The 23820-nt window shown below is 42.8% G+C and carries 18 protein-coding genes and 5 tRNA genes; 1 reads left to right on the forward strand and 22 read right to left on the reverse strand.

All coding sequences use genetic code 11. The features are described from left to right. Positions 1-10: 10 nt before the first annotated feature. The 20 genes from LT679_RS08070 to LT679_RS08165 all read right to left on the reverse strand — a co-directional run bounded on the left by LT679_RS08070 (position 11) and on the right by LT679_RS08165 (position 17509). A complete protein-coding gene (locus LT679_RS08070; RefSeq protein ID WP_232176950.1) occupies positions 11-754 on the reverse strand; it encodes a tyrosine-protein phosphatase in 744 nt (247 codons plus the stop codon). A gap of 108 nt (positions 755-862) precedes the next feature. Then, positions 863-5149: a DNA-directed RNA polymerase subunit beta' gene (rpoC, locus tag LT679_RS08075; RefSeq protein WP_232176951.1), complete on the reverse strand. Its 4287-nt coding sequence runs from the start codon at positions 5147-5149 to the stop codon at positions 863-865. A gap of 103 nt (positions 5150-5252) precedes the next feature. Beyond that, the gene (rpoB, locus tag LT679_RS08080; protein ID WP_232176952.1) at positions 5253-9056 is read right to left on the reverse strand and encodes a DNA-directed RNA polymerase subunit beta; all 3804 of its coding nucleotides are present in this window, start codon (positions 9054-9056) and stop codon (positions 5253-5255) included. Positions 9057-9234: 178 nt separating this feature from the next. Beyond that, positions 9235-9618: a 50S ribosomal protein L7/L12 gene (gene rplL, locus LT679_RS08085; RefSeq protein WP_194102312.1), complete on the reverse strand. Its 384-nt coding sequence runs from the start codon at positions 9616-9618 to the stop codon at positions 9235-9237. A 63-nt stretch (positions 9619-9681) separates the two neighbouring features. Continuing rightward, the gene (rplJ, locus tag LT679_RS08090) at positions 9682-10203 is read right to left on the reverse strand and encodes a 50S ribosomal protein L10 (RefSeq protein WP_232176953.1); all 522 of its coding nucleotides are present in this window, start codon (positions 10201-10203) and stop codon (positions 9682-9684) included. A gap of 2 nt (positions 10204-10205) precedes the next feature. Then, positions 10206-10904, reverse strand: coding sequence for a 50S ribosomal protein L1 (gene rplA, locus LT679_RS08095; RefSeq protein WP_232176954.1), 699 nt, complete (start codon positions 10902-10904; stop codon positions 10206-10208). Positions 10905-10926: 22 nt separating this feature from the next. After that, positions 10927-11370: a 50S ribosomal protein L11 gene (rplK, locus tag LT679_RS08100; RefSeq protein WP_232176955.1), complete on the reverse strand. Its 444-nt coding sequence runs from the start codon at positions 11368-11370 to the stop codon at positions 10927-10929. 185 nt (positions 11371-11555) lie between these two features. Further along, positions 11556-12098 (reverse strand): transcription termination/antitermination protein NusG, encoded by a 543-nt coding sequence (gene nusG, locus LT679_RS08105; protein ID WP_232176956.1) that lies wholly within the window; start codon positions 12096-12098, stop codon positions 11556-11558. A gap of 13 nt (positions 12099-12111) precedes the next feature. Further along, entirely contained in the window at positions 12112-12306 is a 195-nt protein-coding gene (gene secE / locus LT679_RS08110; RefSeq protein ID WP_232176957.1) for a preprotein translocase subunit SecE, read from the reverse strand. A 26-nt stretch (positions 12307-12332) separates the two neighbouring features. Further along, positions 12333-12403 (reverse strand) — tRNA-Trp (locus LT679_RS08115). A gap of 103 nt (positions 12404-12506) precedes the next feature. Further along, positions 12507-13694: an elongation factor Tu gene (gene tuf, locus LT679_RS08120; protein WP_232176958.1), complete on the reverse strand. Its 1188-nt coding sequence runs from the start codon at positions 13692-13694 to the stop codon at positions 12507-12509. Between the two features lie 48 nt (positions 13695-13742). Continuing rightward, a tRNA-Thr gene (locus tag LT679_RS08125) sits at positions 13743-13814 on the reverse strand. Positions 13815-13901: 87 nt separating this feature from the next. Then, positions 13902-13974 (reverse strand) — tRNA-Gly (locus tag LT679_RS08130). A gap of 84 nt (positions 13975-14058) precedes the next feature. Beyond that, positions 14059-14139, reverse strand: a tRNA-Tyr gene (locus tag LT679_RS08135). A 35-nt stretch (positions 14140-14174) separates the two neighbouring features. Next, a tRNA-Thr gene (locus LT679_RS08140) sits at positions 14175-14247 on the reverse strand. Between the two features lie 255 nt (positions 14248-14502). After that, positions 14503-14850 carry a ribosome hibernation-promoting factor, HPF/YfiA family gene (gene hpf / locus LT679_RS08145; RefSeq protein WP_232176959.1) on the reverse strand — a complete coding sequence of 116 codons (348 nt, stop codon included), beginning with the start codon at positions 14848-14850 and terminating at the stop codon, positions 14503-14505. Between the two features lie 12 nt (positions 14851-14862). After that, positions 14863-15756: a tyrosine-type recombinase/integrase gene (locus tag LT679_RS08150; RefSeq protein WP_232176960.1), complete on the reverse strand. Its 894-nt coding sequence runs from the start codon at positions 15754-15756 to the stop codon at positions 14863-14865. A 95-nt stretch (positions 15757-15851) separates the two neighbouring features. Then, positions 15852-16046 carry a 30S ribosomal protein S21 gene (rpsU, locus tag LT679_RS08155; protein ID WP_228952509.1) on the reverse strand — a complete coding sequence of 65 codons (195 nt, stop codon included), beginning with the start codon at positions 16044-16046 and terminating at the stop codon, positions 15852-15854. 105 nt (positions 16047-16151) lie between these two features. Next, the gene (locus LT679_RS08160; RefSeq protein WP_232176961.1) at positions 16152-16679 is read right to left on the reverse strand and encodes an adenine phosphoribosyltransferase; all 528 of its coding nucleotides are present in this window, start codon (positions 16677-16679) and stop codon (positions 16152-16154) included. After that, positions 16676-17509 carry a ComEA family DNA-binding protein gene (locus LT679_RS08165; RefSeq protein ID WP_232176962.1) on the reverse strand — a complete coding sequence of 278 codons (834 nt, stop codon included), beginning with the start codon at positions 17507-17509 and terminating at the stop codon, positions 16676-16678. Before LT679_RS08165 ends, LT679_RS08160 begins: the two co-directional genes overlap by 4 nt. A gap of 84 nt (positions 17510-17593) precedes the next feature. Here LT679_RS08165 and LT679_RS08170 point away from each other — a divergent pair, with 84 nt between their 5' ends. Further along, the gene (locus tag LT679_RS08170; RefSeq protein ID WP_232176963.1) at positions 17594-19348 is read left to right on the forward strand and encodes a lysophospholipid acyltransferase family protein; all 1755 of its coding nucleotides are present in this window, start codon (positions 17594-17596) and stop codon (positions 19346-19348) included. 53 nt (positions 19349-19401) lie between these two features. Here LT679_RS08170 and LT679_RS08175 read toward each other — a convergent pair whose 3' ends face one another. Continuing rightward, positions 19402-20850: a hypothetical protein gene (locus LT679_RS08175; protein WP_232176964.1), complete on the reverse strand. Its 1449-nt coding sequence runs from the start codon at positions 20848-20850 to the stop codon at positions 19402-19404. A 113-nt stretch (positions 20851-20963) separates the two neighbouring features. Continuing rightward, entirely contained in the window at positions 20964-23762 is a 2799-nt protein-coding gene (locus tag LT679_RS08180) for a TonB-dependent receptor (protein WP_232176965.1), read from the reverse strand. Between the last annotated feature and the right edge of the window lie 58 nt (positions 23763-23820).

Consider the following 23820-nt stretch of genomic DNA (forward strand, 5'->3'; position numbering starts at 1 on the left):
ATTGTCAATTTTAACCAAATAATTCCTGGTTACGGAAGCCATATCCTTTAACCTCATCATATACATCTTTCCAGATGCGGGCATCTAAAAAGCCCTGCAAGTGTTTATCGTGATGAAAATCAGTACCGGCCAGCGAATAGGCCCCTTCTTTAAGTAACTTCAATGCCGTATGCTTAGCCTCCCGACCATAATACCCCGTTACCGATAGCAGGTTGAGCTGCAAAAGGCAGCCCATATCCTTAAACCGGTTTATCTTTTCAGGTTTACGGTGATAAAAAGTATAGCGCTCGGGATGGGCAAGTATCGGTTTATAACCGCGTACGTTTAATTCAAATATGTAACTTTCAATATCCGGCGTTTCTGATAGGTATGACATTTCGATAAGCAAATGCTTACCCGGTAGCTCCATCATACCGTCACCAGCGTTCATTAGCGGGCCAAAATCATTATCAACCATATACTCTGCGGCGGCAGAAACGCTCACACCAAGCCGTTTGATCTCATCCGCAGCCAGCACCTTTTCAAGAGCGCCTGTAATGGTATTGAGATTATTAGGGTGCACTTCCATAAAGATGTGCGGTGTGCATATAAATTTCTGAAAGCCCAATTGGTTGAGGGATGTGATGTAGGAAATACTCGATTGCAGATCGGGCGAGCCATCGTCTATGCCGGGTAGTAAATGGGAGTGTATATCGGTACCCAGCCAGTCAAACCGCACTTCAGGCAACGCCTTCTTCTTAAAAAAACTGAACATAATAGTTTAAGTTAACGGATAATTTACTTTTAGGTTTGCAACGGCCTAAAATAAAAAAGCCTTCCGTTATAACGGAAGGCTTTGATAAATATTTGCTCGCCGAAGTTTTTATGCTTCTACGTCTTCGGTTTTTGAAGCCATCAAACGGTCAAACTCTTCCTGAGAGCCAACACGGATGTTTTCGTACTCGCGTAAACCGGTACCTGACGGAATCAGGTGACCAACGATTACGTTCTCTTTCAAACCAAGCATACTGTCACGTTTACCGGCGATAGCGGCTTCGTTCAGTACTTTGGTAGTTTCCTGGAACGATGCAGCCGAGATAAACGACTTAGTGCCTAATGACGCTCTGGTGATACCTTGCAGTATCGGGCTTGATGTTGCCGCAATGGCATCTCTCACCTCAACCAGTTTCATGTCACGGCGTTTAAGGGCCGAATTCTCATCACGCAGTTTACGTAACGAAATGATCTGACCGGCTTTAAGCGTGGTTGAATCTCCCGGCTCAACAACAACCTTTTTGTCAAATATCTCATCGTTCTCCATCATGAAATCCCAGCTGTCAACAGCTTCTTTTTCAAGGAAACGGGTATCACCCGCATCTTCGATAGACACTTTCTGCATCATCTGGTGAACGATAACTTCAAAGTGCTTGTCGTTGATCTTCACACCTTGCAAACGGTAAACTTCCTGAATACCATTTACCAGGTACTCCTGCACTGCTGCAGGGCCTTTAATGGCCAAAATATCGGCAGGTGATATAGAACCGTCAGAAAGCGGCATACCTGCTTTTATAAAGTCATTATCCTGTACCAGGATGTGTTTTGAAAGTGGTACCAGGTATTTTTTCACCTGTCCGTCTTTCGACTCAATAGTGATCTCACGATTACCACGCTTAACACCACCCAAAGTTACCACACCGTCAATTTCGGTAACTACGGCCGGGTTTGATGGGTTACGTGCTTCAAACAATTCCGTTACACGTGGTAAACCACCGGTAATATCTCGGGTTTTACCAGTTGAACGAGGAATTTTAGCGATAACCTGACCGGTTTTAAGTTTATCACCTTCGTCAACCGCAATGTGTGCACCTACCGGGATGTTATATCCTTTGATGATCTCGCCTTTGTTATCAGCAATCTGGATAACCGGGTTCTTTGTTTTATCACGGGTGTCAATAATTACCTTTTCACGGTGACCGGTTTGCTCGTCAGACTCCTCACGGAAAGTAATACCTTCTAATACAGCGTCGAACCTTGCAGTACCGGCAAATTCAGAGATAATAACCGCGTTGTACGGATCCCATGAACAGATACGGTCGCCTTTGGTGATCTTGCTGCCATCCTTAATATACAGGTATGAACCGTATGGGATGTTGTTGGTCATGATCACTTTGTTGCTGCCCTCCTCAATAATGCGGAACTCGCCTGAACGGCCTAACACTACATCAACAGGACCTTCTTCTGTTTCATACTCAACTGTACGTACGTTCTCAAATTCGATAACACCATCAAACCTTGCGTTGATCTGAGATTCAGCCGCGATGTTTGACGCGGTACCACCCACGTGGAAGGTACGAAGTGTAAGCTGTGTACCCGGCTCACCGATTGACTGTGCCGCGATAACACCAACAGCCTCGCCTTTTTGCACGCGTTTACCGCTTGCAAGGTTACGGCCGTAGCATAGCGCACATACACCACGCTTGCTTTCGCAAGTTAATACCGAACGTATTTCGATACCCTCCAGCGGAGAATTTTCAATCTTTTTAGCAATCTCTTCAGTAATGTCCTGACCGGCTGATATTAACAATTCGTTAGTAAGCGGATCGGTAACATCATGAAGTGATGTACGGCCCAATATACGGTCGTACAATGGCTCTACGATATCCTCATTGTCCTTGAGCGCTGTTGTGTAAATACCACGCAGGGTACCACAATCAACCTCTCCAACAATCATATCCTGGGCAACGTCATGTAAACGACGGGTTAAGTAACCGGCATCCGCTGTTTTCAACGCCGTATCCGCCAAACCTTTACGGGCACCGTGGGTAGAGATAAAGTACTCTAATACAGAAAGGCCTTCTTTAAAGTTTGAAAGGATCGGGTTTTCGATGATCTCGCCGCCTGAACCGGATTTTTGAGGCTTAGCCATCAAACCACGCATACCTGCAAGCTGACGGATCTGCTCCTTAGAACCACGTGCACCTGAATCAAGCATCATGTACACTGAGTTAAAGCCCTGGTTATCGGTAGAAAGGATGTTCATTACATTCGCTGTTAAGCGGTTGTTGATACGTGTCCAGATATCGATGATCTGGTTGTAACGCTCATTGTTAGTAATGAAACCCATGTTATAGTTACCCATAACTTCTTCCACTTCTTTCGAAGCTTGTTCAATCAGCGTAACTTTTTCTTCCGGAATATTGATATCCTTCAGGTTAAATGATAAACCACCCTGGAATGCCATTCTGAAACCTAACTCCTTAATATCATCAAGAAATTGGGCAGCACGTGCCATACCGGTGTTTTTAACCACGTCACCAATAATATCACGAAGTGATTTTTTGGTAAGCAGCTCATTAATATAACCTACCTCTTCAGGTACGTGCTGATTAAACAGTACGCGGCCTACAGTAGTATCAATCAATTTATTTACGATGCTGCCGTCGCGTTCTTTAACGTTTGCTTTTACTTTGATAAAAGCATGCAGGTCAAGCTTCTTCTCGTTGTAGGCGATGATAACCTCTTCGGCAGAATAGAATGACAGGCCTTCGCCTTTTACCACGCGTTTCTCGTCAGTTTTACGGCCTTTGGTTATGTAGTACAAACCAAGTACCATGTCCTGAGAAGGTACGGTGATCGGCGTACCATTAGCAGGGTTCAGGATGTTGTGTGATGCAAGCATCAATACCTGAGCCTCCAAAATAGCAGCGTTACCCAGCGGCACGTGAACCGCCATCTGGTCACCGTCAAAGTCGGCGTTGAACGCGGTACAGGTTAATGGGTGCAGTTGGATAGCTTTACCTTCAACCAAACGCGGTTGGAACGCCTGTATACCTAACCTGTGCAGCGTAGGCGCACGGTTTAGTAATACCGGGTGACCTTTAAGTACATTCTCTAATATATCCCAAACCAGTGGGTCTTTACGATCAACGATCTTTTTGGCTGATTTTACCGTTTTAACCACACCTCGCTCAATCATTTTGCGAATGATGAATGGTTTAAACAGCTCGGCTGCCATATCTTTCGGTAAACCGCACTCGTGTAATTTAAGATTTGGCCCTACAACAATTACCGAACGGGCAGAGTAATCTACACGTTTACCTAATAAGTTTTGACGGAAACGGCCTTGTTTACCTTTCAGGATGTCTGAAAGTGATTTCAGGGCACGGTTACCTTCAGTTTTTACCGCGTTAACCTTACGTGAGTTGTCGAACAACGAGTCAACAGCTTCCTGTAGCATACGTTTTTCGTTACGCAAGATTACTTCCGGAGCCTTGATCTCGATCAAACGTTTTAAACGGTTGTTGCGGATGATCACACGACGGTAAAGGTCGTTCAAGTCAGACGTAGCGAAACGTCCACCCTCTAATGGAACTAACGGACGCAGCTCAGGTGGAATAACCGGAACGATCTTAACGATCATCCACTCCGGGTTATTTTCTATACGGTTTTTAGCATCGCGGAAAGCCTCAACAACCTGCAAGCGTTTCAAAGCTTCGTTTTTACGTTGCTGTGAAGTCTCGTTTGCAGCCTGGTGACGCAGGTTGTATGAAAGTGAATCCAGGTCAATACGCTTTAACAATTCTTCAAGCGCTTCAGCACCCATCTTAGCCACAAACTTCTGCGGATCTTTGTCGTCAAGATATTGGTTCTCTTTCGGTAATGTATCTAATACATCAAGGTATTCTTCTTCAGTAAGGAAATCCATTTTCTGGATGCCGTCACCTTCTTTAATACCTGGCTGTATAACTACATATCTTTCGTAGTAAATAATAAGGTCGAGCTTTTTGGTTGGTAAGCCTAAAAGATAACCTATTTTGTTTGGTAACGAACGGAAGTACCAGATGTGCGCAACCGGAACCACTAAGTTAATGTGGCCCATGCGCTCACGGCGTACTTTTTTCTCAGTTACTTCAACACCGCAGCGGTCGCACACAATGCCTTTGTAACGGATACGTTTGTATTTACCGCAATGGCACTCATAATCTTTAACCGGACCAAAGATACGTTCGCAAAATAAACCATCGCGCTCAGGCTTGTAAGTCCTGTAGTTGATGGTTTCCGGCTTCAAAACCTCACCGCTTGAACGCTCCAGTATAGACTCCGGAGAGGCCAGACTGATGGTAATGCTGGTAAAGTTACTTTTGATTTTATTATCCTTTTTGTAAGACATAGTCCCCTTTGATTTTAATTATTGAAGGAATTAATTATTGAACTACTGAATATTTTAAAGGACTGAATTAAATCAATAATTCAGTCCTTCAATAACTCTTTAATTATTCCAGCGTAATATCCAAACCTAAGCCGCGCAGCTCGTGAACCAATACGTTGAATGATTCCGGAACTGATGGTGTAGGCAGGTTTTCACCTTTAACAATGGCTTCATAAGTTTTGGCACGGCCGATAACGTCATCCGATTTAACGGTAAGTATCTCCTGCAGGATGTTAGCTGCACCGAATGCTTCCAGTGCCCAAACCTCCATCTCACCAAAACGCTGACCACCAAATTGTGCCTTACCACCCAATGGCTGTTGTGTGATAAGCGAGTACGGACCGATTGAACGGGCGTGCATCTTATCGTCAACCATGTGGCCCAGTTTAAGCATGTAGATGATACCTACGGTTGTCGGCTGGTCAAAACGCTCACCGGTTAAGCCGTTGTGCAGGTAAGTTTGACCTGACTCGGGAACACCAGCTTTCTTAATCCACTCCTCTACCTCTTCGTGGGTTGCACCGTCAAATATCGGGGTAGCGAATTTTACGCCTAACTCTTTACCTGCCCAACCTAACACAGTTTCATATATCTGCCCAAGGTTCATACGCGAAGGTACACCCAGTGGGTTAAGTACAATATCAACCGGAGTACCATCATCCAGGAATGGCATATCCTCATCACGTACTATACGGGCAACAATACCCTTGTTACCGTGACGGCCAGCCATTTTATCACCTACTTTAAGCTTACGCTTTTTAGCGATGTAAACCTTAGCCATCTGAACTATACCTGATGGAAGCTCGTCACCTACGCTGATCGCGAATTTATCACGACGGTAAGCGCCCAGTTCCTCATTTACCTTGATGTTGTAGTTATGAAGCAGTAATTTGATCTGATCATTCTTATCATCATCAGTGGTCCATTTAGTTGGGTTGATGTTCTCGTAGTTAAGCTCAGCAAGTATCTTTTGGGTAAACTTAACGCCTTTAGCTACAAACAGCTCTTTGTAAACGTTGTAAACCCCTTGTGATGTTTTGCCGTTAACAATCTCGAACAACTTGTCAACCAAAGTAGCCTTAAGCTCTTTTAAAGCCCTGTCATGCTTGGTATCTAATTTCTCTAATTGTGCTTTTTCTTCAGCTTTTGAAGTCTTTTTAGCACGTGAGAACAACTTGGTATCAATTACCACACCGCTGATTGACGGCGGAGTTTTTAACGAAGCATCTTTAACGTCGCCGGCTTTATCACCAAATATCGCGCGTAACAGTTTCTCTTCCGGAGAAGGATCTGATTCGCCCTTAGGAGTGATCTTACCGATCAGGATGTCGCCTTCCTTAACCTCAGCACCTACACGGATGATACCGTCTTCGTCAAGGTCTTTGGTAGCTTCTTCAGATACGTTAGGGATATCTGCAGTCAGCTCTTCCTCACCACGTTTGGTATCACGAACTTCAAGCTCGAATTCCTCAACGTGTAACGAAGTGAATATATCCTGAGATACCACACGCTCTGAAATAACGATCGCATCCTCAAAGTTGTATCCTTGCCAAGGCATGAACGCCACTTTTAGGTTACGGCCTAATGCCAGCTCGCCATCCTGTGTTGCATAACCTTCGCAAAGCACCTGGCCTTTTTCAACCCTTTCGCCTTTTTTAACAATAGGCTTAAGGTTCATGGTAGTGCTCTGGTTAGTTTTCTTAAACTTGGTTAAGCGGTATGATTTTGAATCGCCATCAAACGAAACCAGGCGGTCAAGCTCATTGCGATCATATTTAATACGGATCTCGTTAGCATCAACGTACTCCACAACACCATCGCCTTCGGCGTTGATCAGCGTACGAGAGTCTTTTGCTACACGGCCTTCCAAACCTGTACCTACAATTGGCGCCTCAGGGCGTAAAAGCGGCACGGCCTGGCGTTGCATGTTCGAACCCATCAATGCACGGTTGGCGTCATCATGCTCCAGGAATGGAATCAGTGATGCCGCTATAGACGTGATCTGGTTCGGCGCAACGTCCATATAATCCAGCCTTTCAGGCTCAATTACCGGGAAGTCACCTTCGAAACGTGCTTTAACACGTGGGGTATCAAAGTTACCTTTATCATCGTACATGGCGTTTGCCTGTGCAATGGTTTTACCGTCCTCATCCTCTGCTGACAAATACACAACAGGCTCATCAACCGCTACCTTACCTTCAACCACACGTTTGTAGGGGGTTTCGATAAAGCCCAGGTTGTTGATTTTGGCGTGAACGCACAAAGATGAGATCAGACCGATGTTCGGACCTTCCGGAGTTTCGATAGTACACAAACGACCGTAGTGGGTGTAGTGAACGTCACGAACCTCGAAACCGGCACGCTCACGAGACAGACCACCCGGACCTAAGGCTGACAGACGACGCTTGTGCGTAATCTCTGCCAGTGGGTTGGTTTGGTCCATAAACTGTGACAGCTGGTTGGTACCGAAGAAAGAATTGATCACTGATGATAGCGTACGCGCGTTGATCAGGTCGGTTGGTGTGAACACCTCGTTGTCACGAATGTTCATACGCTCACGTATGGTACGGGCCATACGCGCCAAACCTACGCCGAACTGAGCATAAAGCTGCTCACCTACGGTACGTACACGACGGTTTGACAAGTGATCGATATCATCCACCTCAGCTTTAGAGTTGATCAGTTTGATCAAATATTTGACAATGGCGATGATATCCTGCTTAGTTAATACTTTGATCTCCTCAGAAGTATCTAACTTAAGCTTACGGTTAATGCGGTAACGACCCACATCACCCAAATCATATCGTTTATCAGAGAAGAATAAACGGTCGATGATACCACGAGCGGTTTCCTCGTCAGGTGGTTCAGCATTACGTAACTGGCGGTAAATGTGTTCAACCGCTTCTTTCTCTGAGTTTGAAGTATCTTTCTGTAAAGTATTATATATAATGGTATAATCGCCGCTGGTGGCCGCATCTTCCTTGTTAAGGATGATGGTTTTTACACCCGCGTCAATTATCATGTCAATATGATCGTCTTCCAGTATGGTTTCGCGCTCCAGGATGATCTCATTACGGTCAATAGATACCACTTCACCGGTATCCTCATCCACAAAGTCTTCAACCCATTTTTTAAGCACCCTCGCGGCAAGCTTACGGCCAATGAATTTTTTCAGGCCTGATTTGCTCACCTTAACCTCATCGGCCAGTTCAAACAGCTCAAGGATGTCCTTGTCTGAATCGTAACCGATAGCGCGAAGCAGCGTGGTAACCGGGAATTTCTTTTTACGGTCAATGTAAGCATACATAACGTTATTCACGTCAGTAGCAAACTCAATCCACGATCCCTTAAACGGAATTACACGGGCTGAGTAAAGTTTAGTACCGTTGGTGTGGCGGCTTTGGCCAAAAAACACACCTGGTGAGCGGTGCAATTGCGATACGATAACGCGCTCGGCACCATTTATAACAAAAGTACCTTTAGGCGTCATGTAAGGGATGGTACCCAAATACACGTCCTGTACTATTGTTTCAAAATCTTCATGCTCCTCGTCATTACATGATAACTTAAGCTTTGCTTTTAACGGCACGCTGTAAGTTAATCCGCGTTCAATACATTCCTGTATATCGTAACGTGGCGGATCAATAAAATAATCAAGAAATTCAAGAACGAAGATGTTCCTTGAATCTGATATAGGAAAGTTTTCGGCAAATACTTTGAACAACCCTTCTTTATAACGGTTGTCTGAAGTTGTTTCCAATTGAAAAAATTCCCGGAAAGATTGTAACTGAACATCCAGGAAATCCGGGTATTCCAATACCTTACGGCTGGTTGCAAAGTTTACTCTTTGATTTTTTGTGTTTGCCAAGGGATTAAAATTTTAGTTTACTTATACTGTCAGATATGAGTTTTCTTTCCTGATTCATAACGATTTGAGACCTATCTGTATACCCATATCTGCTCTCTCAAATCTAAAACCTGTATAAACAGCAATAGACCCCGACCTAAAACGGTCGGAGTCTGATGCTATTGTGTGTTAGGTTAAATTATTTAACCTCAACTACAGCTCCGGCTTCTTCTAATTGTTTTTTAAGAGCTTCAGCTTCTTCTTTAGATACACCAGCTTTTAATTCTTTTGGTGCACCGTCAACAAGATCTTTAGCTTCTTTCAAACCAAGACCGGTTAAGTCTTTAACTAATTTAACTACAGCTAATTTCTGACCGCCAGCTTCTTTCAGGATAACGTCGAATGAAGTTTTCTCAGCAGCAGCAGGAGCAGCGTCATCGCCACCAGCAGCAGGAGCAGCAACAGCAACAGCTGCAGCAGCAGGCTCAATGCCATACTCGTCTTTTAAAATCTGAGCTAATTCGTTTACTTCTTTTACTGTTAAGTTTACCAACTGTTCAGCAAACGCTTTTAAATCTGCCATTTTATTTAAATTTTTACTTTAATGCTTTGTGTTTGTTAATTGCGAACTTTAATAAGGTGTTCGTTAACCTTCTCTCTCTTGTAATGTTTTTACAATACCTGCCAGCTTGTTGCCGCCTGATTGAAGGGCTGAAACAACGTTTTTGGCCGGTGATTGCAGTAATCCGATGATCTCGCCAATCAACTCTTCTTTTGACTTTAGTTTGGTCAAAGTATCAAGTTGGTTATCACCAATGAATACAGCTGAATCGATGTATGCTGCTTTTAATACCGGTTTAGCACCTTGTTTTCTCAATTGTTTGATCAACTTAGCCGGAGCTGTTGCTGATTTTGAGAAAAGTATAGATGATGAACCTTTTAATACATCATATATCGGATCAAATTCTCCACCTGCAGCTTCCATAGCTTTTTTGATCAAGCTGTTTTTAGCTACCTGTATTTTGATGTCATTCTCAAAACACTTACGGCGGATATCATTGATTTTTGCAACCGTTAAATCAGCAGTATCAGTAATATAGAAATTACCGTACTCTTTGATTTGCTCAGTGAGGGCAAGAACAAGTTCGTATTTTTCTTCTTTATTCATGATTAGATCCCCGCTACTGTTTTGGTTTCAACTTCGATTCCTGGCGACATAGTTGAAGAGATGTGGATACTCTTGAAATATGTTCCTTTTGCTGCTGATGGTTTTAATTTAGAGATAGTCTGTAAAATTTCCAGAGCGTTCTCATAAATCTTATCAGCAGGGAAAGATGACTTTCCTATTGAGGCATGGATGATACCGGTTTTGTCAACCTTAAAGTCGATCTTACCAGCTTTTACCTCAGTTACCGCTTTACCGATCTCGGTAGTTACGGTACCTGATTTAGGGTTAGGCATCAGGTTACGCGGGCCTAATATACGACCCAAACGACCTACTTTAGCCATAACACTTGGCATTGTGATGATAATATCAACATCAGTCCATCCGCCTTCAATTTTGGCAATATAATCATCCAAACCTACGTAATCTGCACCTGCGTCCTTTGCTTCCTGCTCTTTTTCAGGAGTACAAAGTACCAGTACACGTACAGTTTTACCGGTTCCATGAGGTAAGGTAGCTATACCACGCACCATTTGATTGGCTTTACGTGGGTCAACACCTAAACGTACATCTATATCTACTGATGCATCAAACTTGGTTAAGGTAATTTCCTTTACCAAAGCAGAAGCATCCTGTAATGAGTATGCTTTATTGGCCTCAATTTTGGATAGTGCCGCTTTTTGATTTTTTGTTAATCTTGCCACTGTCTTAAACTGATTTTAAAAATTAATTGTTCCAGGGAGCCGTACCTGATACGTTGATCCCCATGCTGCGCGCAGTACCTGCTACCATTTTCATGGCCGATTCAACTGTGAACGCGTTTAAGTCAGTCATTTTATCTTTAGCAATGGTTTCAACCTGTTCCCAGGTTACTGTAGCTACCTTTTTACGGTTAGGCTCAGCTGAACCACTTTTTAAACCCGACACTTCAAGCAACTGGATAGCTACCGGAGGGGTTTTAATGATAAAATCAAATGACTTGTCAACGTACACAGTAATAACCACAGGTAACACTTTACCAGGACGATCCTGGGTACGTGCATTAAACTGCTTGCAAAACTCCATAATGTTCACACCTTTTGCACCCAATGCAGGGCCAATTGGAGGAGATGGATTTGCAGCGCCGCCTTTAACTTGTAGTTTTACTAACGCACCGACTTCTTTTGCCATTTTTGTTCTACTTTAATTAATTACTCAATGTTAGTAAGTGGAAGCTATGTAACATTTAGATCTTTAGCGGAGGAGTAGTGAGATTGTGAGGTTTGAGACTCGCTCTCTTTTCTCGTTCCTTTAATATGTTTAAGAGATCAAACCCCGCAAGAATTGCTTTTTACGGTATTTGATCTCTTTTGTGTTTATTCCTTTTCTACCTGCATGTAATTCAACTCAAGCGGCGTACGTCGCCCGAATATCTTTACCATTACCTTTAGTTTCTTCTTCTCTTCGTTCACCTCTTCAATCACACCGCTGAAACCGTTGAAAGGCCCGTCCATCACCTTCACGTTTTCGCCCACATAGTATGGCACGTTGATGGTTTCGGTTTGGGTAGTCATCTCGTCAACCTTACCTAAAATACGGTTAACTTCCGATTGGCGTAGCGGTATGGCATTTCCGGCTTTATCACCTAAAAAGCCTATTACACTGTTTATATTTTTTATGATGTGTTCAAGCTCACCATCCAGAGCGGCTTCCATTAAAACGTAACCCGGAAAGTAGTTACGCTCTTTAGCGATCTTCTTTCCATCACGCATCTGGTAGTACTTTTCAGTAGGTATAAGCACCTGAGGTACCAGATGTGAAATACCTAAACGGCTAACCTCGGCATCAATATATTGCTTAACCTTTTTCTCTTTACCACTGATGGCTCTAACCACGTACCATTTTAACTGATCACTCATCCTATTCAAAAAATTAAGCCAGTGAACTATAGAACTGTTTCAGAACGTAACCAATTAACTGGTCCATCCCGAAAATAACCGCTGAAATGATGATAGCTGCTACCAACACCAAAATAGCGCTGTTAAGCAACTCTCTCCATGTAGGCCAGGTTACCTTCTCGGTCAACTCTATGTACGACTCTTTTATATACTCAGTTACGTTAGCCATTTTAGTGTTTGCTCTCTCTGTATAAGCACGGGAACAAGGATTCGAACCCTGATCAAAGGTTTTGGAGACCTCTATTCTACCGTTGAACTATTCCCGTGTGATTAGTTTTGTTATATTAAACAAAGTACTCAGAATTGCTTCCGAGTACTTTGTTTTATAATTAACCTAACCTTTTACTGCTATTGCAGGATAAGGAGAGATTAGTTTAAGATCTCAGTTACCTGACCAGCACCTACTGTTCTGCCACCTTCACGGATAGCGAAACGTAAGCCTTTTTCCATTGCGATAGCGTTGATCAGTTTTACAGTGATCGTTACGTTATCACCAGGCATAACCATTTCTACACCTTCAGCAAGTGAAATTTCACCAGTTACGTCAGTAGTACGGAAATAGAATTGCGGACGGTATTTGTTGAAGAATGGAGTGTGACGGCCACCTTCAGCTTTTGAAAGTACGTAAACTTCTGCTTTGAAATCTGTGTGAGGAGTTACTGAACCTGGTTTACAGATAACCATACCACGACGGATATCAGTTTTCTCAATACCACGTAACAATAAACCTACGTTGTCACCAGCTTCACCACGGTCAAGGATCTTGCGGAACATCTCAACACCAGTAACGGTTGATTTTAAGTTCTCAGCACCCATACCCAGGATATCAACCGGATCACCAGAGTTGATTACACCACGCTCGATACGGCCAGTAGCAACTGTACCACGACCAGTGATTGAGAACACGTCCTCAACTGGCATCAAGAATGGAAGATCTGTCAAACGTGGAGGGATTGGAATGTAGTTATCTACAGCATCCATCAACTCCATGATTTTACCAACCCATTTCGGATCAGCGTTTAAGCCACCAAGTGCAGAACCTTGGATAACTGGAATATCATCACCTGGATATTCGTAGAATGATAATAATTCACGAATTTCCATTTCAACTAATTCTAATAATTCCGGATCATCAACCATGTCAACTTTGTTCATGAAAACAACAAGTGCAGGTACACCTACCTGACGAGCTAACAGGATGTGCTCACGGGTTTGTGGCATCGGACCATCAGTAGCAGCAACTACGATGATTGCACCGTCCATCTGAGCAGCACCGGTAACCATGTTTTTCACGTAATCCGCGTGACCTGGACAGTCAACGTGAGCGTAGTGACGGTTAGCAGTTGAGTACTCAACGTGTGCAGTATTGATTGTTATACCACGCTCTTTTTCTTCAGGAGCAGAGTCGATTGAATCGAAAGAACGAGCTTCAGATAAACCCGCATCAGCTAAAACTTTAGTAATTGCAGCTGTAAGGGTGGTTTTGCCGTGGTCAACGTGACCAATAGTACCGATGTTTAAGTGCGGCTTACTACGGTCAAACTTTTCTTTTGCCATGATTTATATTAATTTGTAGGTTAATTTAACTTTTGTATATAATACCTGAGCCAACAATGGGATTTGAACCCATGACCTCTTCCTTACCAAGGAAGTGCTCTACCCCTGAGCTACGTCGGCTTATTTTTCTTTCAGCTTACAGTTACCAGTTTTCAGTTTGCAGCTAAACTGCTTACTGCGAACCGCCTTCTGCATGCTATGTACTTGAGCGGAAGACGAGGTTCGAACTCGCGACCTATAGCTTGGAAGGCTATCGCTCTACCAACTGAGCTACTTCCGCTTTTTTTAAACTCTAAAATCTAAATTCCAAACCCGAAGTGTTACCTTTTGGATTTGGCATTTAGATTTTTAGAATTCAATAATGTGGGGGGAGAAGGATTCGAACCTTCGTAGCCGAAGCAACGGATTTACAGTCCGTCCCATTTGACCGCTCTGGTATCCCCCCGTTTTGTTATTCTCAAATTTTGAAACTAACAAAAGAGCCTCCTATCGGGATCGAACCAATGACCTACTGATTACAAGTCAGTTGCTCTACCAGCTGAGCTAAGGAGGCTTATACTTTTCACCTTTGTCCTCTCTGCATCTTCCCGCAATTGTGGGTGCAAAGATATCAATGGTTTATTAATTACAAACTTTATTTTTTTATTTTAATGAACGTCCTTTTTCGAGTTACACGTTGTGCAAAAGCACCCTCCCGAAATGGACTGCAAATCTACAAAATTTAAATGCGCCTGCAAATTTTTTCACAAAAAAAATCGGCAGGTAAAATACCTGCCGATTGGCTGTTTGATTTACAGTATTTTATAAATTATATTTCGTACTCAGCGTTGGTTAAAATGGCTTTTTTAGCCGCCGCTTCGGTTGCATTTTTCTTTTGTTTGTGTTTTTCTATTTGCTTGCGTAAGCCTTCAATGGCAAGGTCGGTTGCTTCTTCAAACGTTTTACATTGCTCCTTGGCGAACAACTGGCTGCCCGGAAGCTGCAATTTTATCTCGGCTATTTTGTTTGCTTCGTCTTCAACATTCTCCAGTTTCAGATAAACCTGGCCACTTACAATATGATCGTAAAAGGTGTCGAGCTTATCTGCTTTCTTCTGGATAAAGTCTAACAATTTTTTGTCTGCGGTGAAATGAATTGATTGCACTGTGATTTTCATGGTTCCTCCTTTTTATGCCTTGGGATGGGCGAGTTTATAAATAGACTTTAATCGTTCAACTGAGTTGTGCGTATACACCTGCGTTGCACTGAGGCTGGCATGGCCCAGTAATTCTTTAATAGAATTAAGGTCCGCGCCTTTATTTAAAAGCGTAGTTGCAAAGGTATGCCTCAGCACATGCGGGCTGCGCTTTTTTTGGGTTGATATGTAGGAGAGGTATTTTTGCACTATCAAATAAATTAGTTTCGGATACGCGTTTGCTCCTTTATTTGTAACGATCAGCGTTAACAAATTGTTATCGAAATTTTGAATTTTCTTTAACTCTATATAACCAGCAAGCAAAACGGACAGTTCACGGTTTACAGGTACTATACGCTGTTTATTACGCTTACCCAAAACCTTTATAGTGCCCTCATGGGCGTTATAATCTGCATCTGTTAATCCCAACAACTCCGCAAGGCGGATGCCGGTTCCAAAAAGCAACTCGATCACTAATTTATCCCGCTGGCTTTCAAAGCTCCCGTCGAAAACGGTTTCATTATCCAGCATGCGGGCAAGCTTATAATCTTCAACCACCACAGGTAGTGTTTTAGGCACCTTTGGCGTATTTACCCTGGCGGCGGGGTTAACGTCAATTACCTGCTCCTGCAATAAAAATTTAAAGTATTTGCGTAAAGTGGCTACTTTACGGTTAACGCTGCGCGCGCTGCGCTTATCCTCGTCCATGAGGGTAACCATCCAGGCGCGGATGTCATGATGTGAAATTTCGGAAGGGCTTTGAGGCGTGCCCCCTCCTATGGTTAGATGAGCGAAAAACTGTTCCAGATCTGAGCGGTACGCAGCAACCGTATGTGGCGAATACCTTTTCTCAAACTGTAAATAATTTATAAAACGCTCTAAAAACATAAAAACTATTTGCGCATCCGTGTAAATTGAATGTACAAATAGTTTTTAATATGTTTTATAGAAAAACTGAAAAATTCTTGATCGACTGAAAAGAATTACGCAGTAGTATCTAAGTTTAAGCCTTGTTTGTAGATAGCGTTTTTAACTACCGTACGGCGAGTAACTGATTTTTTCTCGAAAGCCTGGCGGCTGCGAAGTTCTCTTAAAACACCAGTTTTTTCAAATTTCTTTTTGAAGCGTTTTAACGCTTTATCTAATGATTCGCCTTCTTTAACGTTGATAATGATCATATGCTCTTAAATACCTCCTTTCAGGGACGACAAAGGTAGATATAAAGTTTTGATTTTTAAAATGCCTGCTGCGTTTTATTTTTATGATTTATAAGCACTTGCATTTTAGTATTCGGCCAATACAATAATATTATCACTTACGGGCGCTATACGTTCGCGGCCGTTTAAAAAACCAAGGCCTACCACAAAGGTAAAACCCACTACCTCGCCACCCATTTCCTGTATCAACTCGCTGGCGGCGCTTACAGTGCCCCCCGTAGCTAATAAATCGTCGTGAATCAATATCCGTGCGCCGGGTTCAAACGCATCGGTATGCAGTTCAATGGTGGCGGTACCATATTCCAGATCATAAACTTTTTGCTTTACCGTATACGGAAGCTTACCTGCCTTGCGCACGGGCACAAACGGCACACCCAGTTTATTAGCCAGTGTGAGCCCAAACAAAAAGCCGCGGCTTTCCACACCTGCAACGGCATCTATATGCTTGTCTTTAAGTTGCTCAACAAAGGCATCAGTAATCCCAACGCATAGTTCCGCATCCTTTAATATAGGTGTGATGTCTTTAAATACTATTCCCGCCTTCGGGAAATCAGGTATATCACGTATGGCTTGCTTTATTTTTTGCGCTATCATTTAAATACTAAATATGGCTTAATCTTATTTATAGTTGCGGCGTCTAATATCGCAATATCTGCCAAATCATCTGCCGATAAATATTCGCCATGCTGCAACCGGTACTGTACTATGGCATTAGCCTGCTTGTAATTAAGGTATGGCAAACGGTTTAATTCCTCGGCTTCTGCCTGGTTAACATCAATCTTTTTAATATATGCCGGATTCACTTTCAGCTGATCACCAATTTCCTGGTATTTCTCTCTATCCATACCATAAACTTCGAGTAGTTGCCGTTTGCTATGAAAACCACCCAGCAATTCCCTGTACTTGATGATATGTTTTGCAAAAGCGGGGCCAATGCCATAAACCGTTTTCAATTTAGCGGTATCAGCGCTGTTTAACTCAAGCGGTACAATAAGTTTTGCCTTGTGAGTATGACCAGACTTGCCTTCGGGCAGATCAATAAAAGGCTCGAGTTGTTTATATTTTCGGGCTGATATACTGTAAAGCCTGGCAACATCTGTCTTGGTATAAAACCTGCCGCCTTTTTGGCGATAGTGCATGATAACCGTAGCCTGCCTTTCCGTTAAACCGAGCTTTTTCCACCCGGATAGTGAAAGCGTGTCGGGATTGAATTTTTTAATTGCGGCAACGGGGTAATTAGCCTCTGCATTTGCTCTGTTCAGCTTCTTAACCAGATCCTTTAGAGCTTTATCATCGATAATATCAGCAGTAACATTAAAAGTATATATTCTCGAGAAATATACAACAATGATGATTGCAAATAATACAACCAGCCCGTTCCACGTTTTTTTAGTTATTGCCAGTTGCTTATTTAAATATGCCATATTGAGTGGGCTACGCTATCAATATTAGAGAAAATTGCGGATATTTAATTTTTTTTGTGCACGATTACCTGATTACGTTAACTGATGAAAATAATAACTACCGACGAATTTGCAAAAGCAACCAAGCTGGACAAGCTGAAAATGCCCGGACTTGCTTCTTTGCTGATGGAGTTGATGAAAATAAACCAGGTGAACGATTTGTTTGCCCAGGCCCAACCCAAACAAGGACCTGATTTTGTTGACGCCATATTGGAAGGCTGCGGCGTTAGCATTGAATATGACGAGGCCGATCTTAAAAACATACCCCGCGAAGGTGGGTTTATTGCCATTGCCAACCATCCTTATGGTGGCATTGAGGGTATGGTATTACTAAAAATGCTTTGTACCGTTAGGCCTGATGCCAAAATAATGGCCAACTTTCTGCTTAAAAAGATACCTAACCTGGCAGATTATTTTATCGCGGTAAACCCGTTCGAAAACATCGACCACTCGTCGAGCATCAGCGGGTTAAAGAATACGCTTGAACTGCTAACTAATGGCACCCCTATCGGCATCTTCCCGGCAGGCGAAGTGTCAACGTTCCAGATAGACCAGCGTGAGGTGACTGATAAATTGTGGCATCCCGTAGTAGGTAAAATCATAGCGAAAGCCAAAGTGCCTGTGGTGCCTATTTATTTCCACGGGAATAATGGTTTAATATTTAACCTGCTTAGCCTCATCCACCCTACCCTGCGCACGGCAAAGTTACCGTCGGAGTTATTCAACAAGCAGGGCCATACCATTAAGCTGCGCATTGGCAAACCTATTCAATATGCTGATATACCTGATAATAATAACGGCACCAAAGTATTAAGTTTTTTACGCGCCAAAACCTATGCCTTAGGTGCAGGATTGGCTGAGGAGAAAAAACTGTTTAGCCCAAGCAACCTGTTTAAGATACGTAAGACACCCGAGGAGATCGTGGCTGAGACCGATGCAGCCGTGCTCGAAAAAGAAGTTGCGGCATTGCGCGAAAAATACCGCTATGTGGCTGAAGGCAATTACGAATTGTTTATTGCGCCGCCATCAACTGTGCCTTGTGTGATTAGGGAGATTGGCCGCCTGCGCGAGATAACGTTTAGAGAAGTGGGCGAAGGCACCAACAAAAAGATAGACCTTGACGAATATGACATCTATTATCATCACCTGTTTATATGGGATATTGAATCCAAAAAGATTGTTGGCGCATATCGCATAGGGCTGGGCGATGAGATATTTTACAGCATGGGCAAAAAAGGTTTTTATGTGGCTGAGCTATTCAAAATAAAGTCGCAATTAATGCCGGTGTTGCGTAAAAGCCTGGAGCTTGGCCGGTCATTCATCCGCAAGGAATACCAGCAAAAGCCCATACCGCTGTTCCTAATGTGGAAGGGAATCTTCCGCTACCTGGTTGAAAACCCGCGCTACCGTTACCTGATCGGGCCGGTAAGCATCAGTAACTCCTTTTCAAATCTCTCTAAATCGCTCATTGTTGATTATATCAACCGCAATCACTTTGATCATGAACTGGCGCAGTACGTAAAGCCGCGTAAAAAATTCAAGGTTGATTTTTCGAGCGTTGATACTGATATATTAAAAGGCGGCGAGGATAATTTCAAGATGCTTGATAGCATTATATCTGACATCGAAGTACGCAGCATGAAGGTACCTGTATTGCTTCGCCAGTATATTGGTTTAAATGCCAAGATCATCTGCTTTAATATCGATCCTAAGTTTGCCGACTCGCTTGACGGTTTCCTTGTACTCGACCTGGAAAAGGTACCTCAGGAGATGCTCGACAAACTTGCAAAAAGCTCATAAAACAAAAAGGGTTGGCAAAATTGCCAACCCTTTTCTATGTAGTTGCTATTTGATTATTTAACAGCACCAGGAGTTGTGTACGGAAGGCTTTGAGGATCAAAGCTTGCCCATCCAGAAGCCCAGTTCTCGGTACCGAAAGCACCTTTGAAAGCTACTTTATCAAACCAGCTGTTGTTTACTTTAGCATTGGTGAAAACTGCACCTGTTAACGCAACTGAACCTGATTTTTGAGTAAAGTTTGGAACACCAGCTCTTGTACCACCAGCTATATCAGCTGAGAACTTATATGGATCAGTATAAAAATCTGAAGCATAAGATGCTGGCAAGAAGCTATTATCAGCAGTTAGCAGGGTAGTAACCGCAGCAAGCGCAGCGCTTGAAGCTTTGATTTGATTACTTTTACCATTGCTGCCAGCTACAATATTACCTGAGAATACTGATGTACCATCTAACAATGCTTTTGATGAATTGATAGTGCTGTTAGCCGGACGAGCGTCGTCATAAAAAACACCTTCAGTGTAACCCGCAATTACAGAGTTAAAGATGCTGATAGCAGAGTTACGACGGATTTGAGCACCGTGCTGGAAGTTAGCGTTGATGTTGCTCATGTCTGCTTTTTCAACCGGACCTAATATGGTAACGTTTGAGAATACAGCGTTAGTTTGAGGGGCATCGTTAGTACCGTTTGCGTTGTTGTCTGACTCGAAACCGTTTGAGCCTGATACGTCAGCAGTAGCAGCTAAACGCTGGGCTAAAGCATATTGAATTTTACCGGAAAAGCCGTTGTCGGTATCAAAATCATCATCCCAGGTATCGATAGCTAATAAGTGTTTAGCGTTTACTGAACCACCAAACCACTCGAAAGCGTCGTCACCTGAGCGGTAAACCTCTACATAATCAATTGTAGTGCCTGAACCAACGCTACCAAAGGTAATACCGTTGATCTCGTTATCAGGGCTTAGAGCGATACCGGCAAACTCAACACGTACATATTTTAAAGTACCAGAGTTATCAGTATCATCAGTACCGCCGTGTTTACCTTTATCGGTAGCATCAGATATGCCTTCGATAGAGATTGATGTACCACCATTGTTTTTAGCTTTACCTAAAAGGATCAAGCCACCCCAATCACCTTCTTTACGTGCACCTGCAGCTACGTTTGATGTAAAAACGATTGGTTTATCTACAGTACCTGTAGCATTTATTTTTGCACCGCGGGTAATAATCAAAGCACCTTTAGTTGCTTTGTCACCTTTAATTATTGTACCTGGCTCAATGGTTAACGTGGCATTGTTAGTTACAAAAACATTACCCTTTAAAAGGTAAATCTTATCTGCAGTCCAGGTGGTATTGCTTGTAATATCGCCTTGCACAGTAACCGCGTTTCCTGTTTCGCCACCAGTAATTGGAGGTATAATCAGTTCGCCATCTGAATCGCTCTTAGAGCAGCTTGTTACCACAACGGCCGCGCTCAGTAAAACAAGTAATAATTTTTTTTTCATTTTTATCGTTTCTGTTTCTTTCCTCAAAAGTGTAAACACAACATAAATTCATTATTACCGCACGTTAAAATGTGTGTTAATAATACTCATGCTGTGTTTACATTAATTTAATTTTAGAAGTTATAAGTGAAGGTAAACGAGTAGTTGGTTCCTACACGGTATGAACGTAATGTCTCATCAGCACTTGGTTCATACTTTTTACTGGTATTGTTATCAAAGTAATAGTTGTAACGAGCGTTCAATATATCGTTAGCATTGAATTTTAACTCACCTTTACCTTTAAGCATTTTAGTGCTCAACTGAAGGTCAACCACGTTACGGGGCGCTTCCCAAACACTTGGCACATAAGTACCTGCTGCCAGGTAAAGCCTGCGGCCAACACGATTATACAAAGCATTGAAGTTAAATTTATTGTTCAGGAAGCTATGCTGTAAACCTGCGTTTATAACGTATGGCGCCTGGCCAACCATCGGTCTGCCGGCTTCAAGGAAATTGACACCACCGTTAGATGGGTTATCAACCCTTGATTTAATAACAGCTACGTTTGTGTAAACAGTGGTATTTTTTAACAAATCAGCTGATGATAAAAATTCGAGGCTTTTGCGTAACTCCAATTCAGCACCGTATAAGTAGGCTTTATCAGGGTTAAAGTAAGATATCATACGGGTTGAGGTAACATCGTTATTGTAGGCCTCTATAGCATTGTTAAACCTTTTGTAGAAGGCTGATACCGAAATAATTTGACCTGCTGAAGGATAAAGCTCATAACGTAAGTCAAAGTTATCAATCAAGGTGCGTTTTAGGTTTGGATCACCCTGGCGGATAAGCAGTAACTCATAATCATATACCTGAGATTGTGCCAGCTCCCTGAATTCCGGACGGGCAAGCGTGCGGTAATATGATGCTCTTAAGTTTGTTTTTTCGTTAAGGCTGTAAGTAAAGTTAGCCGATGGTAAAACGTCCAGGTAATCCTTTTTGATCGTTTCAGCGTTCAATCCTTTCGGATCAAGCTCCAGGTTAAATTTCTCGGCACGTACACCCCAAACTACACGCAGGTTTTCACCAAACTTGTTATCTAACATGACATAAGCCGCATTGGTGAAAGAGTTTGCTTTATATGAGTCGACGTTACCAAATGGCTCGCGCACTTCATAATAGTTATTGTTAAGCAAAGCTTTGTCAAACAACTGACTTGGCGGCAAGGTCCTGATCCAGTTATTGATCTCATCGCCATTGCTTGAACGAATTTGCAGGCCAAGGAAACGCAGATCAAAGTTCCTGTCGCGATAGTAGCTGCTTAAACCGGCTTTAAACGTTGCCGACTGATTGAACATTTTTAGCGGCAGAGAGTAATTAACAGCGGCGTTGTAATTATTCTCATTCAGCTTTGAAAATAAGGTAGTATTATCCTTACCAACGGTAGTAACGTCAGCCATAAATTGGGCATCAGGATCATTCCTGTCGCTTATGTTACGGGCATAACCTACCTTACGCTGATCAGGCTGATCATTTATCACGTTGGCATAGCTCAAGGTCCAGTTAATTTTTGAGCCTTTATCGCCAAGCGGGTTAGTACCTTCTAATGTTGACTTGAACAACGATTTTTGAAGCAGATCGTAAGCAAAATAGCGAATATCAGCACCGCGGGCGGTATTCTCACCGGTACGTGCAAGGTACTGATCATCATATACGCGGTTATAGATGTTTTTAAAGGTAATTTTGCTTTTACCATAGGTGTAACCAAAGTTAGCCAGCGCACCTACGCTTGTAGAAAACTTGGTGATATCATCGCTATAATTACGGTAATCCAGATAGTTGATCTTCAGATCATTTACAATGTTTTGCGAGTTACGGTAAGTAAGGCCTACTATGGCACCAAAACGGTTTCCATTTTCAAAATCCTTAACACGGCCAATAGTAAATTGATGATTTTGAGTTGGCAACGCGGTGTTGGTATACGTTTTCAGATTAAGCGGAATATTACGTGCAACAGCAACGTTTTGCTGAGCGGTAAGTCCGTTTTCTATCTGAGTAAAGTTCGGGAAGTTTTTACTTAGTGATTTGTCGCCATTATCAAATGCGAAATAATCGGTAGCGTTACGTGCGCCTGATTTAAAATCTTTAAACGTTGACGCCGTATTATAACCACCACTTATACCTACACTAATAAAGTTTTGATCAGGAATATCTTTTGTAGAGATATTGATGGCACCACCGGCAAAATCGGCAGGCAGGTCAGGCGTGGCTGTTTTGGTGATGGTTAAGTTTTCAACCAGTGATGACGGAACGATGTCAAAAGAGAAAGCCCTGGTATTGATCTCGGTACTTGGTAGTACAGTGTTATCTAATAAAGCTAAGTTATAACGATCGCTCAAACCGCGGATAACCACGAACTTGTTATCCTGCACGGTGGCACCACTTACACGTTTTAAAACGTCGGCCGTGTTTCTATCCGGAGACCTTTTGATTACCTCTGATGAAATACCATCAGATATAGATGCATTATTTTTTTGAGCGGCGTATAACGATGCTACAGATGCCTGTCGGTAAGTTGCTTTGATCACTACCTCGCCCAGGGCGTTGCTGGCTGACTCAGATAGGCTGACATCCAGATTAGTTGTAGCGCCGGCTTTAACCACGACATCGGATATTGATTTGGTTTGATAACCTACATATTTAACCTCTACGGTGTAGCGGCCCGCCGCAACGTTAGCGAGCGAGTAACGGCCTTCAACGTTAGCAGCAGCGCCCTTGGTTGACCCTTGCAACACTACTGTAGCGCCAATGAGGGTTTCCCCGGTTTTTTGATCGATGATTTTACCGGCTATTTTACCGGCCGACTGAGCAAATAAGTTACCTGCAGATAGGTTTATCGTGAGCAGGGTAACAATTAATGTAAATAATTTTTTCACTTGATCTGATTTTAATCAAGCGCAAAATTATTAACCCAATGTTAGCGGTATGTTACAG

The sequence above is a fragment of the Mucilaginibacter roseus genome (assembly GCF_021215455.1).
In the GTDB taxonomy this organism is placed as follows: Bacteria; Bacteroidota; Bacteroidia; order Sphingobacteriales; family Sphingobacteriaceae; genus Mucilaginibacter; species Mucilaginibacter roseus.

Bases quoted from the DNA above. Each gene is read 5' to 3' on its own strand.
- LT679_RS08070 (WP_232176950.1), bottom strand. From the start codon at position 754: ATGTTCAGTTTTTTTAAGAAGAAGGCGTTGCCTGAAGTGCGGTTTGAC.
- rpoC (WP_232176951.1), bottom strand. From the start codon at position 5,149: ATGTCTTACAAAAAGGATAATAAAATCAAAAGTAACTTTACCAGCATT.
- rplL (WP_194102312.1), bottom strand. From the start codon at position 9,618: ATGGCAGATTTAAAAGCGTTTGCTGAACAGTTGGTAAACTTAACAGTA.
- rplJ (WP_232176953.1), bottom strand. From the start codon at position 10,203: ATGAATAAAGAAGAAAAATACGAACTTGTTCTTGCCCTCACTGAGCAA.
- rplK (WP_232176955.1), bottom strand. From the start codon at position 11,370: ATGGCAAAAGAAGTCGGTGCGTTAGTAAAACTACAAGTTAAAGGCGGC.
- nusG (WP_232176956.1), bottom strand. From the start codon at position 12,098: ATGAGTGATCAGTTAAAATGGTACGTGGTTAGAGCCATCAGTGGTAAA.
- secE (WP_232176957.1), bottom strand. From the start codon at position 12,306: ATGGCTAACGTAACTGAGTATATAAAAGAGTCGTACATAGAGTTGACC.
- tuf (WP_232176958.1), bottom strand. From the start codon at position 13,694: ATGGCAAAAGAAAAGTTTGACCGTAGTAAGCCGCACTTAAACATCGGT.
- hpf (WP_232176959.1), bottom strand. From the start codon at position 14,850: ATGAAAATCACAGTGCAATCAATTCATTTCACCGCAGACAAAAAATTG.
- LT679_RS08150 (WP_232176960.1), bottom strand. From the start codon at position 15,756: ATGTTTTTAGAGCGTTTTATAAATTATTTACAGTTTGAGAAAAGGTAT.
- rpsU (WP_228952509.1), bottom strand. From the start codon at position 16,046: ATGATCATTATCAACGTTAAAGAAGGCGAATCATTAGATAAAGCGTTA.
- LT679_RS08160 (WP_232176961.1), bottom strand. From the start codon at position 16,679: ATGATAGCGCAAAAAATAAAGCAAGCCATACGTGATATACCTGATTTC.
- LT679_RS08165 (WP_232176962.1), bottom strand. From the start codon at position 17,509: ATGGCATATTTAAATAAGCAACTGGCAATAACTAAAAAAACGTGGAAC.
- LT679_RS08170 (WP_232176963.1), top strand. From the start codon at position 17,594: ATGAAAATAATAACTACCGACGAATTTGCAAAAGCAACCAAGCTGGAC.
- LT679_RS08175 (WP_232176964.1), bottom strand. From the start codon at position 20,850: ATGAAAAAAAAATTATTACTTGTTTTACTGAGCGCGGCCGTTGTGGTA.